A 17,256-nucleotide genomic window follows, 5' to 3' on the forward strand; every position below is an offset into this window, starting at 1 on the left:
CGATAAGTCGTTGAAAAATGAAGCCAAGCGAAAATCACCCTTTTCGCTTGGCGTGGTTTTGTCCACGGATGGACTTATGTCGCGCAGCCCAGGGAGGGGCGGGAGCGACCTGAAAAGTCCAGGATGGACTTATTCAGACCTTCCTGAAGTGTCGCGCCGGAGAAAATGCTGGCGCAGCCGTGCTAGATCAGCTTGTTCTCTACCGCATAGCGCGTCAGTTCAGCGTTGCTCTTCATGCGCATTTTCACCAGCAGGCGGTAGCGATAGGTACTGACGGTCTTGGGGCTGAGGCCCATGAGGGAGGAGATGTCGGACAGGCCGCGACCGGTGGCGATATGGCGCAGCACCTGGGTTTCGCGCTCGGACAGCGCGGCATGCAGCGGGCGGCGGCCGGCGGCGATTTTGCGCTTCTTCGCCTCCAGCACCGCGGCAAGGGTGGGACTGACGTAGCGCGCGCCGGCAGCCACCTGCCGGATGGCGGTGACCAGCAGTTCCGGCGCGGTTTCCTTGGGCAGATAGCCGGCGGCGCCGGCGCGCAACAGGCGCGGACCGTATTCCGCTTCCGAGTGCATACTGACGATCAACACCGGTTTGCCGGGACATTCGCGCCGCAGCCGGGCCAGCACGTCGGTGCCGTGCATGCCGGGCATGGCGAGATCGAGCAGGCAGACATCCCACTCGCAGCACTGCGCCTGGGCCAGGGCCTCGGGGCCGTCGGCAGCTTCGGCCACCACGGTCATGTCGGGCTCATCGGCGATGATGTCGCGGATGCCGCGCCGCACGATGGCGTGGTCATCGACGATCAGGACACGTATCACTCCCGGTTCCTTTGCTTATCGTTTCCAGCCCTGCCATCAGACAGGATGGGGCGATTATACGTCGCCACGGAGCCGGCAGTGTGAATAACCACACAAATTGCATGCCCAATGGCACGGCTGCAGCCAAGGAAGCCCTGGATAAGTTCAGAGCTTCCGCGGCACAGGGATGTGCCGCCAATTTTCAACGCCGATAACTCGTTGAAAATTGAAGCCAAGCGAAAATCACACTTTTCGCTTGGCGTGGTTTTGTCCACGGATGGACTTATGTCGCGCAGCCCAGGGAGGGGGCGGGAGCGACCTGAGAAGTCCAGGATGGACTTATTCAGACCTTCCCTAATAGAGGGGCGGCGGGGCGGATTATCCGGCACACGCCACAATACGGCCGACGGCTCAGCCGGCGCGCAAGGCCGGCTGGGTGCGATGCAGAAACCAGCGGTCCAGGACCACATGGCGAGTGAAGAGCGGGCTGCCGAGCAGGCGGCCGGCGAAAAAGCGCTTCATAGCCGCCGGCAGCCAGGGCAGCGCCGCAGGAGCGGCCTGGCGCGGACCGAAGCGGGCGCTGAGCCGCTCGGCGTAGGGAGCGAGACATTCGGCGCGGTAGTCGCCGTCCGCGGCGGCGATCACCTCTGCGGCGAGCAGCGCCGACTCCACGGCAGGACGGATGCCCTCGCCGCTCTGCGGATAGGCGAGGCCGGCGGCGTCGCCGATGAGCAGTACGCCGTCGTCCACCACGCGGCGCGGGCGGCGCTGCGGATAGAACAGGTAGGCGTGGCCATGGAAGCGCTGCGGGATGTCGGCGGGGATCTTGCCCCGCGCCTTGAGCCACTCGGTGAAGGCGGCGACGGAGTCGCCCAGCTTGCCGCCCACCTCGCGGCCAAGACCAATGTTGAGCACACCGCCCTTGCGGAACACCCAGCCGTAGCCGTCCAGCTCCGGCGTGAAGAACAGCTCCGGCGTATCCGGCGCCACGGTGCAGGCCGCCGCCTGCGGCGGCGACAGCTCGAACTCCACCTCCTGCGCCGTCACCGGCCCCTCCTCCGGTCCCAGTGCCGCGCCGAGACGGCGTGCCACCGGACAGTAGTGACCGCCGGCGCCGATGAGCAGCGGCGTGCGCAGGCGACCGTTGACGATCCATTCGCCGCCTTCGCGCTCCACGCTGTCCAGTCCCTCTCCCAGCACGAGCCGTGCGCCGCTGCGCCGCAGCAGATAGTCGTCGAACTCGCGGCGGCGGATGCCGTAACTTACCGTGGTGCCGTAATCGGTGAGCACCTCGTCGCCGCCGATGAGGCCGGTGCGGAAGCGGTGGATCGGTTGCAGGGTGCGGCCGCAGGCATAGTCGTCCAGGTCCAGTTGCAGCGTCTCCACCACCGCCGGGGTGATCCACCCGGCGCACACCTTGTCGCGCGGAAAGTGCTTTTTGTCCAGCACCACCACCTCCCTGCCCTGTGCCGCGAGGCGCCAGGCCAGGGAGGAACCGGCAGGACCGCCGCCGACGATCAACACATCGCAGCGTTCCACGCTCACCTCTTGTGCTGCTCGTTGTCGTAGAGGTGGGCGCGCGACCAGGGCAAGGCATTGTGCTGGGCGCGGGCGAACAGCACCTGGAACAATTGCAGTTTGCCGCTGGTGAAGCTGGCGATGGACGAGGCCAGATACAGCCGCCAGGCGCGCACGAAGGGAGCGTCGAACATCCGCTCCACCTCAGCCTCGTGAGCGTCGTAGCGCTGCAGCCAGTGCTCCAGGGTGCGTGCATAGTGCAAGCGCAGGTTTTCCACGTCGAGCACCGAAAAGTTGTACGGCTCGAAGATCAGCATCATCTCACGCAACGTCGGTGGGTAGGCGCCGGGGAAGATGCGCCGCTCGGCCCAGGCCGTCATCGGCTGCGCCTGGTTCTGGCCGATGGAATGGATCAGGCCGCGGCCATTGGGCTTGAGGGCCCGATCGATGACACCGCCCAGTTCGTGATAGTGCTCGGCGCCGACGTGCTCCAGCATGCCGACGGAGACGAAGGCATCGTATTTGCCGGTGATGGTACGGTAATCGTCCAGCACATACTCGATACGATCGGCCAACCCCTCCTGCGCCGCCCGCTCGCGCGCATAGGCCACCTGTTCGGTGGAGATGTTGTAGGCCTTCACTTTGACGCCGTAGTAGCGCGCCATGTGCCGCGCCAAGCCACCCCAGCCGCAACCGGCTTCCACCACCGTCTCGCCCGGCTTCAGCTGCAACTTGCGGCAGACGTGGTCCAGCTTGGCCAGTTGTGCCGCCTCCAGCGTCATCGTCGGATCGGGAAAATAGGCGCAGGTGTACTGCATCTCGTGATCGAGCCAGAGACGATAGAAATCGTTACCGATGTCGTAATGGTGATGGATGTTCTCGCGCGAGCCGCGCAGGGTGTTGCGGTGCACCCGCTGCAGGCGCTCCAGCAACTGGCGCCGGGTCGGGCTGCTCACCCGGGCGCGCGGGCGGTGGCGGAACACGGTATCGAGAAACTCGACCAGATCACCCTCCACGTCGATACGACCCAGGCTGTAGTCGTCGCCGAAATGCAGCATGGGGTGGCGCAGCAAACGCCACAGGGCCATGCGATCGTGGATCACCACCGTGGTGCGCGCCGCCCCCGGCACCGGCTCCATTTCGGCCCCGTCCCAGAAGCGCACACGGATCGGCGGATCACCCAGGCTGCGCAGCAACTGGCGCATCAGCCAGCGTTCCGGCGTCGCCACCTGGCCGCGGCCCGGCGCCGCTGAAGAGAAGGAAGGAATACCGAGAAAATCCGCCTTTTCCTGCTTCATCTACCACTACCTCCATCGCCTCCGTGGATACCACATCCTGTGGACCGCGCAACACGGGTATCGGTTCGGCACCCGCCGCGGACCGTCTGGAAAACCTATGTCACGATCCGGCGAAAGGCAAGGTCAGGGGACCGCCCCCTGTATCTCCTCCAGCGTCCGCCGCGCCTCGGGCAGACCGTCCCCGGCCAGTGCCACCGCACGGCGGGCGGCGGCCAGGGCCTCATCATGGCGGCCGAGGCGGTACAGGACATGGGCATGGTTGTTGTGGGCGATGGCGGAATCGGGATGCGCCGCAGCCGCAGCGGCGAAGTCCTGCGCCGCACCGTGCAGATCACCCCGCGCATAGCGGGCATTGCCGCGACCGAGCCGGGCCGGCAGGCTGGCCGGCCAACGTTGCAGGGCGGCGGCATAGGCCGCCTCCGCCGCCACGGGGTCGCCACGCTCCAGCGCCGCAGCAGCAGCGAGATAGGGCAGTTCGCGGACCGTGACCGGCAGGGTGCCGGGAGGCAACACCAGCACCCCCCAACGCCCGGCCCGCTCCCAGGTGCGGTCAAACGTGGCCAGGGAGGTCACATAGTCGCGGCGGGTACCGCTGTGCAGGGTGACGCGGCCGGCCGGCAGGTCGTAGCCGATGAGCAGGGCGTAGTGCCAGCGCGGATACCAGGACAGGCCGAGGTTCTGCAACACCAGTACCGGCCGTCCCGCCGCCACTTCGCGCAGGGCGGCTTCCAGATCGGGCTCCAGCACGTAGGCCAGGCGGCCCGCCGCACGCGCCGCTGCCAGCAGTTCCAGTTGCAGGCTGCCCTCGCGCCCCGGCAGATAGACCTGGGGCGCCAACGCCTCCGGCGTGGTCGTCACGCCGGCGGCGCCGAGCGCGCCCGCCAGGGCAGCGGGACCGCAGTGATGGATCTCCTGGGCAAAAAACGGGGTTTCCACATAGGCCTGGGGCGGCAGACCCTGCCCCGGGCGCGGGGTCAGGGTGCCGCAGCCGGCCAGCAGCAGACTCGCCAGCGCCAGGGCGGCGAGGCGCCCGCTCACTTGCGGCTGCCGTCGGCGGTCTTTTTCACGAAGGGGAAGATATCCGTGTAACCCAGGATATCGGTCAGCAGCAACACCAGGAACACGAACACCGCCAGGCCGAGCACGTCGCCGCCCGCCGGCAACCGCTCGATCTGGCCGTTGAGCTGCATCACCTCGGCGTCGCTCAGGGCGGCCACCCGCTCACGCGCCTGCCCGGCGTCGACGCCGTGGCGCTGCAAGGCCGCCGCCACGTCGTCACGCGCCAGCATGGCCGCCAGGCGTTCGCGCGCCGCGTCCGCCGCCTGCCGCTCCGTTGCCCCCGCCAGCACCTGCTCGGTCCCCACCAGGGCCGCCCGGGCCAGCGGCGCATGGAGAGAGCCGCCCGTCAGGGCCAGCGCCAGCACACCACAGACCACTCGTTTCATAGGCATCATGTTTCCCTCCGCTGTCATGGATGGTCATAGCATGACTCAGCGCCGCGCCGCTTGCCATGCGCTGAATCACACAGCCCGGCGCCGCGCTGGTAAACTGCGCCGCCATGTTGAAGCTCAGCGACCTCTCCCTGCGCCGCGGCGCCCGCCTGCTGCTCGAACACGTCGACCTCACCCTGCACCACGGCCAGAAGGTGGGCCTGGTGGGCGCCAACGGCTGCGGCAAATCCAGCCTGTTCGCCCTCTTGCGCGGGGAACTCGCGCCCGACGCCGGCGAGCTGGCGCTGCCGCCGCGCACCGTCATCGCCCATGTCGCCCAGGAAACTCCGGCGCTGGAGCGCAGTGCGGTGGACTACGTGATGGACGGCGATACCGAACTGCGCGCCATCCAGCGGGAACTGGCCCGGGCGGAGCAGGCCGGCGACGGCACGCGCCAGGCCGAGCTGCTGGCGCAGCTGGAGAACATCAATGGCTACACCGCCCGCGCCCGCGCCGGCCGCCTGCTGCACGGTCTCGGCTTCAGCGCCGCACAGGAAGAACAGCCGGTGACCAGCTTCTCCGGCGGCTGGCGCATGCGCCTCAACCTGGCCCAGGCGCTGATGTGCCGCTCCGACCTGCTGCTGCTCGACGAACCCACCAACCACCTCGACCTCGATGCGGTGCTGTGGCTGGAAGAATGGCTGCGCGCCTATCCCGGCACGCTGATCCTGATTTCCCACGACCGCGACTTCCTCGACGCGGTGGTGCACCACATCGTGCACATCGAACAGCAGCGGGCCACGCTGTACGCCGGCAACTACTCCGACTTCGAACTGCTGCGCGCCGAGAAGCTGGCGCTGCAGCAGGCGGCCTTCGAAAAGCAGCAGCGCGAGATAGCGCACATCCAGAGCTACATCGACCGCTTCCGCGCCCAGGCCACCAAGGCACGCCAGGCGCAGAGCCGCCTCAAGGCGCTGGCGCGCATGGAACTGATTGCCCCCGCCCACGTCGATTCGCCGTTCCACTTCAGCTTCCGCCCGCCGCACAAGCTGCCGGCACAGCTGCTGCGCCTGGAAGAGGTCACCGCCGGTTACGGCGCGCGCCGGATCCTCGGCACCACCAACCTGGTGCTCACGCCGGGCGAGCGCATCGGTCTGCTCGGCCCCAACGGCGCCGGCAAGTCGACCCTGATCAAACTGATGGCCGGCGATCTCGCGCCGCTGACCGGCACGCGCGCCGAGGCGCAGGAGCTGCGCATCGGCTACTTCGCCCAGCACCAGCTGGAACAACTGCGCGGTGACGACACGCCGCTCAACCACGTGCAGCGCCTCGACCCCAAGGCACGCGAACAGGAGCTGCGTGATTTCCTCGGCGGCTTCGGCTTCCACGGCGACCAGGCCGACGCCCCCATCGCACCGTTCTCCGGCGGCGAGAAGGCGCGCCTGGTGCTGGCCCTGCTGGTGTATCAGCGCCCCAACCTGCTGCTGCTGGACGAACCCACCAACCACCTCGACCTGGAGATGCGCCACGCCCTCACCCTCGCCTTGCAAGGCTATGAGGGCGCCATGGTGGTGGTGTCCCACGACCGCCACCTGCTGCGCAGCGTCACCGACCGTCTGCTGCTGGTGGCCGACGGCCAGGTACAGAATTACGACGGCGATCTGGACGACTACCGCCAGTGGCTCAGCGAGCGGCGCCGCCAGACCGAAGGCAGCGGCAACGACGCCGTCGCCGCCGAACACAGCGCGGCGGCGCGCAAGGAAAAGCGCCGCCTCGACGCCGAGCAGCGCCAGAGGCTGCAACCGCTGCGCAAGGAATTGCAGAAGCTGGAGGCGCAGATGGAAAAGCTCACTGCACAGAAGTCGGAACTGGAACGGCAACTGGCCGACCCGGCGCTGTACGCGACCGCCGGCAAGGACCGCCTCAAAAATATCCTGCTGCAACAGGCACAGGTGGATCGGGAACTGGGCACGGTGGAGGAGCGCTGGCTGACCCTGAGCGAGGAACTGGACGCTGCCCAATCGATGTAGGTCGGGGCAGCGCAGCGTGCTGTCGACATTCAGCCGCCCAGGCCATTGCGGCCACCCGCCAAGTTGAGTAGCTTGGAACCATGGACGGACACGACGGCCACTGCCGATGAAGAACTGGCTCATCCAACTGCGGGCCGGACGGCTGATCTTCGCCACGGTGGCCTTTTCCGTGGTGCTGGCCGAGATCCTGGTTGCACTGTTCAGCCTGTGGCTGCACGGCGAAATCCGTAACGACTTTCTGCTCACCGGGTTCATCACCACCACCATCGTCTCCTTCATTGTGGTGGCAATCATCCAGTCCATCGTACGCGCCCTGCAGCGCGCCGACGAACAACTGCTGGAGCGCACGCTGTATCTGGACAGCATCCTGCATTCCACCGGCGATACCCTGATCATCGCCCTCGACACCGCCTTCCGCGTCAAATACCTCAACGCGATGGCCGAACGCGTACTGGACATCAATGTCGAGCGCGCCCAGGGCCACCGCATCGCCGAACTGGTCGACGGTGTGCGGCGTGAACACTTCGAACAGGCCATGCGTGCCGTCAGCCCCGGCCACGGCCACAACTTTGAATTCAGCTACGAACTCGACGGCAGCATGCACCACTTCGAGGCCACGCTTACGGAGATCCTGCACCGCCGCCAACTGGCCGGCTTCCTGCTGGTGGCCCACGACACCACCGATCGCAAGCGGCTGGAGGAAACCCTGCGCAACCTGTCCTACCAGGACGGCCTTACCGGCATCGCCAACCGGCGCCGCTTCGATGAAAAGCTGGAACAGGAGTGGCGCCGCGCCGCGCGTGAGCACCAACCCATCTCCCTCATCATGCTCGACATCGACTTCTTCAAGAAATACAACGACCTCTACGGCCATCCCGCCGGCGACGAATGTCTGAAGAGGATCGCCCATGTCCTGGCCGAGACCGTGGCCCGTCCGGGCGACATTGCCGCCCGCTACGGCGGCGAGGAATTTGCGGCCATCCTGCCCAACACTTCGATGCTCGGCGCCGAGAAGCTGGCGGAACAGATCCGCGCCAAAATCGAGGGGCTGGAACTGCCCCATGCCGACTCCGGCATCAGCCCCTGGGTCACCGTCAGCATCGGCCTCGCCACCCGCATTCCGGGCAACGACGAGGAACACACCACCCTGCTGGAAGGCGCCGACCGTGCCCTCTACAAGGCCAAGCAACAGGGCCGCAACCGGGTGGTGATCGACCACCACTAGCCCGCAACGAAATCCGCGCAACGCCCCAGGCCCTGCGGTATCCTATGCGGCATGGACGAACGACTCACCGATCTCGAAATCCGCCTCGCCCACCTGGAGGCCGCCATCGATGAACTGACGCAGACCGTGCTGCGCCAGCAGCAGGCCCTGAGCGCCACCGAGGAACAGTTGGAGTTCGTCAAATCCCTGCTCGGTGAACTGAGTCCGGCGGCGGTACGCCCGCTGTCGGAAGAGACGCCGCCGCCGCATTATTAACCCCAGTGACAAGTCGCAAGTGAAAGACCTCTTCTTGCCACTTGTCACTTGTCACTTGAAACTGGTTTTCCATGAAATTCTTCGCCACCGCCCCGCGCGGCCTGACCGCCGCCCTCGCCGATGAACTGCGCCGTCTCGGCGCGGCGAAGGTACAGCCCGGCGGCTCCGGCGTCACCTTCGAAGGCAGCCTGGAAACCGCCTACCGCGTCTGCCTGTGGTCGCGTCTGGCCAACCGCGTGCTGCTGCCCATCACCACCGTGCGCGCGCCGACGCCGGAGTGGCTGTACGAGGCGGTGAAGGAAATCCGCTGGGAGAAACACCTGCGTTCCAGCGGCAGCCTGGCCATCGACATCACCGCCACCGACGCCGCCATCAGCCACAGCCAGTACGCCGTTCTCAAAACCAAGGATGCCATCGTCGACCGCTTCCGTGATCTGTTCGGCGAACGCCCCTCCATCGACACCGACATCCCCGACCTGCGCCTGCACCTGCACCTGCGCGGCGAGCAGGCGCGCATCTCCATCGACCTGTCCGGCGGCAGCCTGCACCGGCGCGGCTACCGCCGCGACAGCGTGACGGCGCCGCTGAAGGAAAACCTCGCCGCCGGCATCCTGCAACTGGCCGGCTGGCCCGCCATCGCCGCCCGCGGCGGCGCCCTGCTCGACCCCATGTGCGGCTCCGGCACCCTGCTCATCGAGGGCGCCCTGATGGCGGCGGACATCGCGCCGGGCCTGCAACGCGACTATTTCGGCTTCATGTACTGGCGCCGCCACGAGCGCGAGGTGTGGGAGAAATTGCTGGAGGAGGCGAAACAGCGCCGCGCCGCAGGACTGAAAAACCTGCCGCCCATCTACGGCTGGGACCAGGACGCGGCGGCGGTGGCGGCGGCACGCGCCAACATCGACGAGGCCGGCCTGTCCGATTACATCCAGGTGGAGCGCCGCGCCCTCGCCCCCGGCCTGCGCGCGCTGCTGCCGGAAGACCTCCAGCCCGGCCTGCTGGCGGTGAATCCGCCCTACGGCGAACGCATCGGCGAGGTCAACGCGCTGCGCGCCGACTATGCGCGCCTGGGCGAGATCGTGCGCGACGAGCTGCCCGGCTTCCACCTCAGCCTGTTCACCGGCAACCCGGAGCTGGCGGGCTACCTGCCGCTGGCGCAGCAACTCAGCATCGCCTTGTACAACGGCCCCATCGAGTGCCAGTTGTTCAACTACGCGCCGGCCGGCACCGCGGGCGAAAAACCGGCGCTGTCCGCCGGCGCCGAGAGCTTCGCCAACCGCCTGCGCAAGAACCTGAAACACCTGGGCCGCTGGGCCGAACGCAACGGCGTCGACTGCTACCGCCTGTACGATGCCGACCTGCCCGAATATGCCATCGCCGTCGATCTCTATCACAGCGAAAGGCTGTGGGTGCACGTGCAGGAATACCAGGCGCCGAAGAGCGTCGAGCCGTCCCGCGCGCAGCAGCGCCTGCGCGAGGCCCTCAGTGTCATCCCGACACTGCTTCACATTCCGCCGACGCAAATGCACTTCAAGGTGCGCCAGCCGCAGAAGGGACGCGCCCAATACGAAAAGCTGGCCGCGCGTGGCCGCTTTCACGAGGTACGCGAGGGCAAGTGCCGCCTGCTGGTGAACTTCACCGACTACCTCGACACCGGCCTGTTCCTCGATCACCGCATCACGCGCCAGATGATCGAGGACGAGGCCAAGGGCAAGCGCTTCCTCAACCTGTTCGCCTACACCGGCAGCGCCAGCGTGCACGCCGCCATGGGCGGTGCCGTTGCCACCACCACCGTGGACATGTCGAAAACCTATCTGGGCTGGGCCGAGCGCAACATGCAGCTGAACGGTTTTACCGGCAGAGAGCACGAATACATCCAGGCCGACTGCACCACCTGGCTGCAGGATGAAGCCGCGCTGGGCAAGCGCAAATACGATCTGATCTTCATCGACCCGCCCACCTTCTCCAACTCCAAGCGCATGGCGAACGTCTTCGACGTGCAGCGCGATCACGTCTGGCTCATCCGCCAGGCGCTGCAACTGCTGGCGCCGGGCGGCACACTCTATTTCTCCAACAACTACCGCAAGTTCAGGCTGGACGAACAGGCACTGGCCGGGATTGCCATCGAGGACATCACCGCCCACACCATTCCGGAAGACTTCAAACGCAACCACCGCATTCACCAGTGCTGGCGCATCACACGCGGCTAGCGCTTTTCGTTGCATGGGTCGGGCGGCCACCCGACATTTATCAACGGCCACACCGACCCACGACGCCATTACCGAGAATTACGCTGAACCAAACGCTATCCATGGCATCCTACCCTTCGGCAACGCACCGCCAATAACCATACAAACGAAGCGCCATCCCGCAGGGCGCAAAGGAAACCGACATGAAACGTCATCTGGGCCAGAAGATCGCCTTCGCCTTCGCCATCCTCTGCTATATCGCCGCCGTCGGCTGTGCCGTCACCGCCTTCATGCTGCCGGGCGATATCAACGATCCGATCCGCGGTGCCTTCATGGCCTCGGTGGTGTTCTTCGTCGGCTGCGGTATCGTGCTGCACGTCATCGGTACCGCCCGCCTGAAAGGCATCATCTCCGGCAACAACCCCGACGCCGGCTGACCTCGCCGGGCAGCCATCGGGAGCGCGGCGTCGCGCCCCCACCAGGGGCGCGGCTGTGATATCGTTTGCGCCAGCCGGCAGCGTACCGGCACACCAAATCAAAAGTTCTCCAATCCCGATTCAGAGCGAGCACCGGAGTCAACCGTGGAAAGCCATGGCATTCCCCACCTGCGCGAGATCGTGCTGTTCCTCGTTGCCACCGGCATCGTGGTTCCGCTGTTCCACCGCTTCCGCATCAGCCCGGTCCTGGGCTACCTCATCGTCGGCGGCATCATCGGCCCGTATGGCCTGGGCCTGTTCGTGGAGGACATCGGCTGGCTGTCCTACGCGGTGATCAGCGACATCCACGGCGTGCAGGCGCTGGCCGAACTGGGGGTGATCTTCCTGATGTTCATGATCGGCCTCGACCTGTCGCTGGACCGGCTGTGGGCGATGCGGCGCTGGGTATTCGGCCTCGGCAGCCTGCAGGTAGTGGTGACCGCCACGGTGATCGGCGCCATTGCCTGGGGGTTTGGCAACACACCGGGGGCGTCGATGGTGCTGGGCGCCTGCCTGGCCCTGTCCTCCACCGCCATCGTCATGCAGCTGCTCATCGAACGGCGCCAGCTCGGCACGCCATTGGGGCGTTCCAGCTTTTCCATCCTGCTGATGCAAGACCTCGCCGTGGTGCCGATCCTGTTCCTGGTCGGCGTGCTCGGCACCAAGCTGGAGGGTGGCCTGGAGCTGGCCCTGCTCATGGCCCTGGGCAAGGCGGTGGTGGTAATCGTCGGCATCTATCTCATCGGCCGCATGGTGCTGCGGCCGCTGTTTCACATGGTGGCGCGCACACGCAACGTGGAGATGTTCATGGCCGCCACCCTGCTGATGGTGATCGGCTCCTCCGCCCTCACCGGCATGGCCGGGCTGTCCATGGCGCTGGGCGCCTTCCTTGCCGGCCTGCTGCTGGCGGAAACCGAATTCCGCCACGAGATCGAAGTGGACATCGAGCCGTTCAAGGGCCTGCTGCTCGGCCTGTTCTTCATGTCGGTAGGCATGGGCATCGACTACCGCGTGGTGGGTCAGGAGGCGTTCTGGATCGCCGCCTCGGTACTGGGCCTGTTCGTACTCAAATCGGTGATCACGGCCGGTCTGTGCCTGGCCTTCGGCCTGCCGCGCCACACCTCGCTGGAAACCGGCCTGCTGCTCGGCCAGGGCGGCGAATTCGCCTTCGTGGTCGTGGGACTGGCCATGACGCTCAAGCTGATCCCGGGTGAGGTCGGCCAGTTCATGCTCATCGTCACCGGCCTGACCATGGTGGTGACACCGCTGGTGGCGCATACCGCCGGCAAGCTGGCGGCGAAGCTGGAGCCGCCCGCCACCACGGCGGCACAGGAAGGCGATCTGCAAGGTGTCGGCGGCCTGGAAGGTCACGTGGTCATCGCCGGCTTCGGCCGCGTCGGCCGCATTCTCGGCCGCACCCTGGATGCCGACGGCATCCCCTATCTGGCACTGGACACCGATGCCAACGGCGTGGCCGATGCGCGCGGCAAGGGCATGCCGGTGTACTACGGTGATGCCGCGCGACTGGAGATGCTGCGCCGCGCCCACGCCCATACCGCGCGCGCCCTGGTAGTCACCATGGACAACCCCGGTGCGGCGGAGCATGTGGTACGCGTGGTGCACGCCGAATGGCCGCACCTGCCCATCGTCGCCCGCGCCCGTGACTCGGCCCACGGCTCACGCCTGCTCGCCTTCGGTGCCACCGACGTGATCCTGGAAACGGTGGAGGCCAGCCTGCAGCTGTCCGGCCGCATCCTGCAACTGGCCGGCACGCCGGAAGAGGTGGCGCGGCGCCGCATCGACGCACAGCGCGAGATGGAGCTGGCGGCGGTGCGCCGCACCTGATCCCCGTCAACGGCGGCGCGACTTGCCCTCCTGCATCACGCCAGCGACGTAATACCAGCGTCCCTCCTCGCACACGAAGCGGCTCACCTCGTGCAGCCGTCCCGCCTTGCCGTTGAGCTTGCAGCGGGCGACAAATTCCACCTCGCCCTCACTGTCGCCGCCGCGGCTATGGCGCACCTCCAGCCCCAGCCAGCGCAGCCGCGCATCCAGCACCAGTTCCGCCGGCCGCGTCGAGGGGTGCCAGGTAGCCAGCAGATAGTCCACCTTCGCCAGCACGAAGGCCGCATAGCGCGAGCGCATCAAGGTCTCCGGCGTCGGTGCCGCAAGTCCCTCATGATAAGGAGCACAACAGTCTGCGTAGGGTCTGCCGCTGCCGCAGGGGCAGTCTGCCGCCTGCACCATGATTACTCCCAACGGAACAGCCAGGCGCCGAGGGCGAGAAAGCCGGCGGTCATCGCCAGCAGCACGCCGAGCTGCGGCGCGATGGCGGCGAGGCCGGCGCCATCGAGCATCACGGCGCGCGCGGCATCGATCATGTGGGTGAGGGGAAAGACCTGCGCCAGTTGCTGCACCAGCGGGTGGGTGCCCTCGAGCGAAAACCACACGCCGGAGAGAAACATCATCGGCCAGCTGATCAGGTTGAGCAGTCCCTCGGCCAGCTCTTCGCTGGCGATGCGCGCGGCAATCACCAGCCCCATGCTGATCATGCAGATCCCCCCCATGGCGAAGGCTATGAACAGGGTGAGATAGTCGCCGTACATGGTGAAGTCGACGAACAGGTGGGTGCCGAAGAACACCACCACCACGACCGCGACGATCAGCCACAGACGCGAAACGATTTGCGCGGCGAGAAACTCGATGGCCGACAGCGGCGTGGCCTTGAGGCGCTTGAGCACACCGTTCTTGCGGTAGCGCACGATGACATAACCGACACCGTACAGTGCGCTGAACATGATGTTCATGCCCAGTACACCGGGGATCAGCCAGTCCACATAACGGATGATGCGGCCGCTCACCGCCTGCTTCTGCAGCGCGCCTCCGCCGCTGCCCAGCAGCAGCCGCTCCAGCAACTGGCCGCGCGGCGATTCGTCGTTCACCCAGTAACGGCCCCCGGTCGCGTCCACCAGCAGGTCCAGCCGGTGCCGCTCGACCTTGGTGACGGCGACGGCGAGGTCGTCCACGGCGATGAACTGCACCTGCGGGGTGGAGAAGAAACCGCTCTGCGGCGTGTGGCCGACGACGCCCACCTTGTACAGCGGCGCCGGCTCGCCGGAGAAGGCGAAGGCAAATCCGGCGACGATCAATACCGGAAACAGCAGATTCCAGCCCAGCGCGGCACGGTCGCGCAGGAACTCCTTGTTGCGCGCGACGAATACCGCCAGCAGACGCCTGAGCATCATGGCCGCAGCTCCTTGCCGGTGAGTTCCAGAAACAGGTCGTCGAGGGTGCGGGCGCGGATGCGCAGCCGATCCAGCGACACGCCGCCGGCGAGCAGACGTTGTACCGTTTCCGTCACGGCACTGGTGAGGATTTCCACGCTGTCGCCGCAATCGAGCACGGTCAGATCTGCCACGCCGCCGGCGTTGAAGTCGCTTTTTGGCAGTTGCAGCACCACATCACGGAAATGACGCGTCAGCAGATCATCGGGCGAGCCCTGGGCGATGATGCGGCCATGATCCATGATGATGATCTCGTCGCACAGCTCGTAGGCCTCTTCCATGTAGTGCGTGGTGAGCAGCACGGTCTTGCCACGTGCCTTGATGGCGCGCACCAGCTCCCACAACAGGCGCCGCGCCTGCGGGTCGAGGCCGGTGGTGGGCTCGTCGAGAAACACCACCTCCGGGTCGTTCACCAGAGCGATGGCCAGCAACAGGCGCTGGCGCTGGCCGCCGGAAAGTTTGCGCGTATCGCGGTCGAGAAAGGCGTGCAGGGCGCAGGCGTCGATGAGTTCGTCCAGCGCTGCGCCATGATCGTACAGGCTGCGGAACATGCGCAGTGTCTCGCGCACGGTGATGAACTCCTGCAGCGCGGTGGACTGGAACATGATGCCGGCCTCACGGCGGAATTGCGCGCCGAGCGGCGCGCCCTTGTAACGGATGCTGCCCGCGGTGGGCGGCTTGATACCTTCCAGCATCTCGACCGTGGTGGTCTTGCCGGCACCGTTGGGACCGAGCAGGCCGAAACAGGCGCCGCGCGGAATGGTGAAGCTGATGCCATCCACCGCACGCACGCCCTGATAGTGCTTCACCAGATTGTCGACTTCGATCAGTGCGGACATGGCAGGGACGGGCAGAAAAAGGAGGCCAAGTCTTGCCCGCCACGCCGTCCCTGTCAACCGCGCCGGGGGCCCTGATTGTAGCGACTGGCGGCGAAAAGAGTGGCCATCTGCGGGCGGAAATACTGGTAGTTGTTGCGGCCGGCCTGCTTGGCCGCATACATCGCCGCATCGGCATGGCGCAGTAGCATCGCCTCGTCATGGGCGTCGCCGGGGAACAGGGCGATGCCGATACTGACGCCCACCGACAGCTCGCGCCCCTCCACCTGGAACGGCTGCGCAAAGGCCGCGATGATCTTGTCCGCTACCTGGGCGGCATCAGCGCTGCCATTCACACCGGTGAGGATGACGGTGAACTCGTCGCCGCCGAGCCGCGCCACCGTGTCGCTCTCGCGCACGCACAGGCGCAACACGTCGGCGATCACCCGCAGCAGGCTGTCGCCGACGGCATGGCCATGGACATCATTGACCGGCTTGAAGCGGTCCACATCGAGAAACAGCAACGCCATCTGCCGCTGCTCACGCCGCGCCTGCACCAGCGCATTGTGCAGGCGGTCGTGAAACAGCTCGCGGTTGGGCAGGTCGGTGAGCGCATCGTAATAGGCCAGACTGTGCAGACGCTTGCGCACGTGCTCCTGGGTGACGATATCGGAAAATATTCCGGCATAGTTCTGCACCTCACCCTGACTGTCACGGATGGCGATGATGTTGAGCCACTCCAGATAGATCTCGCCGTTCTTGCGCCGATTCCATATCTCGCCCTGCCAGCGCCCCCCCTGGGCGATCTGCCGCCACATGGCCTGATAGAAGTCGGCGTCGTGCCGGCCCGAGGCGAGCAGGCGCGGCGTCTTGCCCAGCACCTCGTCCTCGCGGTAGCCGGTGGTGGCGGTAAAGGCCGGATTGACCGAACGGATGTGCAGATCGGCATCGGTGATCATCACACCGTCCGGGGTGTTGTCGATGACCTTGGCGGCCAGCTGCAACTCTTCCTGCGCCTCGCGCCGTTCGTGGGTGGCGGCAATCAGAATCAGCCCGGTCACCGACCCCAGCACGGTGAAACCCTGCAGGCCGAGCTGGGTGAACAGTTCCGACGGGCCGACGAGGGGACCGAGGCCGCGCCCCGTGTAGTAAGCCGCGACGAGAGCGGTGAGCAGGGTCAGGGTGGCCATGCCGCGCACCTCCAGCCGCAGTGCCGCCCAGATGAAGAACACCAGCAACACGAACTCCAGTGAACCGGAGGACGGTGCCACGCTGAAAACCCACTGGCTGACCAGTACGGCCAGCACGGTCAGCAGCGCCAGCTCCGCCCCCCGGCCCGCTGGCGGCGCATAGGCGCGATTGCTCCACGCCAGGACAAAGGGAGTGAACAGCAGGATTCCCGCCATGTTGCCCAGCCAGCATTCCGGCACCGCCTGCCAGCCTGCATGCCCAAACTCGTCGCGCAACAGCCCGCCCTCGAACAGGGCGACGGGCAGGGTCGCCAGGACCACGGCCAGGATAGCGCGCATGATGTCGCTGATATGACAGAGCGGCAGCTCGCTGTTCACCCAGCGGCGGATCAGCCAGGTCGCCAGCATCGCCTGCGCCACCGCACCAGGTGCCAGCCACGCCATTGTATCGGGCAGGGAAGCAAGCAGCGGGGGGGACAGGACGGCACCGAGGGCGATCCCCGGCCAGGCCTGGTAACCCAATCGCAGCATGACGGCCACGGCAAGACCGGCCGGCAACCACAACGGCACCACCGTGACGCGCTCCGGGGCCAGATACAGGCTCAGCCATCCCAACGCGACATAAGCGCCCGCCACGGCCAGCCACCACATGGGTAACCGGATGCCCTTGCCCTGCACCATGCCGCGCACAGCCATGTGCCCCCCCTTTTTCGGCCCGCTATTTCTAGGGAAGGTCTGAATAAGTCCAT

Annotated in this window: 15 protein-coding genes; 6 read left to right on the forward strand and 9 right to left on the reverse strand. The window is 66.5% G+C overall.

What is annotated here, in order from left to right; genetic code table 11:
* Nucleotides 1–182: 182 nt before the first annotated feature.
* The 5 genes from EP379_RS12710 to EP379_RS12730 all read right to left on the reverse strand — a co-directional run bounded on the left by EP379_RS12710 (nt 183) and on the right by EP379_RS12730 (nt 5,067).
* Nucleotides 183–818, reverse strand: a complete 636-nt coding sequence (locus tag EP379_RS12710; protein WP_127478161.1) for a response regulator — start codon at nt 816–818, stop codon at nt 183–185.
* Nucleotides 819–1,208: 390 nt separating this feature from the next.
* Complete coding sequence (locus EP379_RS12715) at nt 1,209–2,336, reverse strand: NAD(P)/FAD-dependent oxidoreductase (protein ID WP_127478162.1); 1,128 nt, start codon at nt 2,334–2,336, stop codon at nt 1,209–1,211.
* A 2-nt stretch (nt 2,337–2,338) separates the two neighbouring features.
* Nucleotides 2,339–3,613: an SAM-dependent methyltransferase gene (locus EP379_RS12720; protein WP_127478163.1), complete on the reverse strand. Its 1,275-nt coding sequence runs from the start codon at nt 3,611–3,613 to the stop codon at nt 2,339–2,341.
* 123 nt (nt 3,614–3,736) lie between these two features.
* Complete coding sequence (locus tag EP379_RS12725) at nt 3,737–4,651, reverse strand: PA2778 family cysteine peptidase (RefSeq protein ID WP_127478164.1); 915 nt, start codon at nt 4,649–4,651, stop codon at nt 3,737–3,739.
* On the reverse strand, nt 4,648–5,067 hold the full coding sequence (locus tag EP379_RS12730; protein WP_197722791.1) for a PA2779 family protein: 420 nt from the start codon (nt 5,065–5,067) through the stop codon (nt 4,648–4,650). Before EP379_RS12730 ends, EP379_RS12725 begins: the two co-directional genes overlap by 4 nt.
* Nucleotides 5,068–5,171: 104 nt before the next feature.
* Between EP379_RS12730 and EP379_RS12735 the strand changes: the two genes are divergently transcribed.
* The 6 genes from EP379_RS12735 (at nt 5,172) to EP379_RS12760 (ending at nt 13,063) form a co-directional block, all read left to right on the forward strand.
* Entirely contained in the window at nt 5,172–7,073 is a 1,902-nt protein-coding gene (locus EP379_RS12735; protein WP_127478165.1) for an ATP-binding cassette domain-containing protein, read from the forward strand.
* A gap of 106 nt (nt 7,074–7,179) precedes the next feature.
* Nucleotides 7,180–8,298, forward strand: a complete 1,119-nt coding sequence (locus tag EP379_RS12740; RefSeq protein ID WP_127478166.1) for a GGDEF domain-containing protein — start codon at nt 7,180–7,182, stop codon at nt 8,296–8,298.
* Nucleotides 8,299–8,349: 51 nt separating this feature from the next.
* A complete protein-coding gene (locus EP379_RS12745; RefSeq protein ID WP_127478167.1) occupies nt 8,350–8,553 on the forward strand; it encodes a SlyX family protein in 204 nt (67 codons plus the stop codon).
* A gap of 71 nt (nt 8,554–8,624) precedes the next feature.
* Entirely contained in the window at nt 8,625–10,763 is a 2,139-nt protein-coding gene (rlmKL, locus tag EP379_RS12750; protein ID WP_127478168.1) for a bifunctional 23S rRNA (guanine(2069)-N(7))-methyltransferase RlmK/23S rRNA (guanine(2445)-N(2))-methyltransferase RlmL, read from the forward strand.
* Between the two features lie 182 nt (nt 10,764–10,945).
* The gene (locus EP379_RS12755) at nt 10,946–11,179 is read left to right on the forward strand and encodes a hypothetical protein (RefSeq protein WP_127478169.1); all 234 of its coding nucleotides are present in this window, start codon (nt 10,946–10,948) and stop codon (nt 11,177–11,179) included.
* Between the two features lie 144 nt (nt 11,180–11,323).
* Nucleotides 11,324–13,063 carry a monovalent cation:proton antiporter-2 (CPA2) family protein gene (locus EP379_RS12760; protein ID WP_127478170.1) on the forward strand — a complete coding sequence of 580 codons (1,740 nt, stop codon included), beginning with the start codon at nt 11,324–11,326 and terminating at the stop codon, nt 13,061–13,063.
* Nucleotides 13,064–13,069: 6 nt separating this feature from the next.
* Here the strand turns inward: EP379_RS12760 and EP379_RS12765 are convergent, their stop codons facing one another.
* Genes EP379_RS12765 through EP379_RS12780 form a run of 4 tightly spaced genes read right to left on the reverse strand, consistent with a single transcriptional unit; the run spans nt 13,070 to nt 17,203 of the window.
* Nucleotides 13,070–13,465, reverse strand: a complete 396-nt coding sequence (locus EP379_RS12765) for a YchJ family protein (protein WP_127478171.1) — start codon at nt 13,463–13,465, stop codon at nt 13,070–13,072.
* A gap of 2 nt (nt 13,466–13,467) precedes the next feature.
* The gene (locus EP379_RS12770) at nt 13,468–14,463 is read right to left on the reverse strand and encodes an ABC transporter permease (RefSeq protein ID WP_127478172.1); all 996 of its coding nucleotides are present in this window, start codon (nt 14,461–14,463) and stop codon (nt 13,468–13,470) included.
* A complete protein-coding gene (locus EP379_RS12775) occupies nt 14,460–15,341 on the reverse strand; it encodes an ABC transporter ATP-binding protein (RefSeq protein ID WP_172600483.1) in 882 nt (293 codons plus the stop codon). Before EP379_RS12775 ends, EP379_RS12770 begins: the two co-directional genes overlap by 4 nt.
* Before the next feature lie 53 nt (nt 15,342–15,394).
* Nucleotides 15,395–17,203, reverse strand: coding sequence for a diguanylate cyclase domain-containing protein (locus tag EP379_RS12780; RefSeq protein ID WP_127478173.1), 1,809 nt, complete (start codon nt 17,201–17,203; stop codon nt 15,395–15,397).
* Between the last annotated feature and the right edge of the window lie 53 nt (nt 17,204–17,256).

The organism is Sulfurivermis fontis, from assembly GCF_004001245.1.
Classification (GTDB): domain Bacteria; phylum Pseudomonadota; class Gammaproteobacteria; order Thiohalomonadales; family Thiohalomonadaceae; genus Sulfurivermis; species Sulfurivermis fontis.

What these genes read in the sequence shown, in the direction of transcription:
- EP379_RS12720 (WP_127478163.1), bottom strand. Translation starts at nt 3,613, where the DNA reads ATGAAGCAGGAAAAGGCGGATTTTCTCGGTATTCCTTCCTTCTCTTCA.
- EP379_RS12730 (WP_197722791.1), bottom strand. Translation starts at nt 5,067, where the DNA reads ATGATGCCTATGAAACGAGTGGTCTGTGGTGTGCTGGCGCTGGCCCTG.
- EP379_RS12735 (WP_127478165.1), top strand. Translation starts at nt 5,172, where the DNA reads ATGTTGAAGCTCAGCGACCTCTCCCTGCGCCGCGGCGCCCGCCTGCTG.
- EP379_RS12740 (WP_127478166.1), top strand. Translation starts at nt 7,180, where the DNA reads ATGAAGAACTGGCTCATCCAACTGCGGGCCGGACGGCTGATCTTCGCC.
- EP379_RS12745 (WP_127478167.1), top strand. Translation starts at nt 8,350, where the DNA reads ATGGACGAACGACTCACCGATCTCGAAATCCGCCTCGCCCACCTGGAG.
- rlmKL (WP_127478168.1), top strand. Translation starts at nt 8,625, where the DNA reads ATGAAATTCTTCGCCACCGCCCCGCGCGGCCTGACCGCCGCCCTCGCC.
- EP379_RS12755 (WP_127478169.1), top strand. Translation starts at nt 10,946, where the DNA reads ATGAAACGTCATCTGGGCCAGAAGATCGCCTTCGCCTTCGCCATCCTC.
- EP379_RS12765 (WP_127478171.1), bottom strand. Translation starts at nt 13,465, where the DNA reads ATGGTGCAGGCGGCAGACTGCCCCTGCGGCAGCGGCAGACCCTACGCA.
- EP379_RS12770 (WP_127478172.1), bottom strand. Translation starts at nt 14,463, where the DNA reads ATGATGCTCAGGCGTCTGCTGGCGGTATTCGTCGCGCGCAACAAGGAG.
- EP379_RS12775 (WP_172600483.1), bottom strand. Translation starts at nt 15,341, where the DNA reads ATGTCCGCACTGATCGAAGTCGACAATCTGGTGAAGCACTATCAGGGC.
- EP379_RS12780 (WP_127478173.1), bottom strand. Translation starts at nt 17,203, where the DNA reads ATGGCTGTGCGCGGCATGGTGCAGGGCAAGGGCATCCGGTTACCCATG.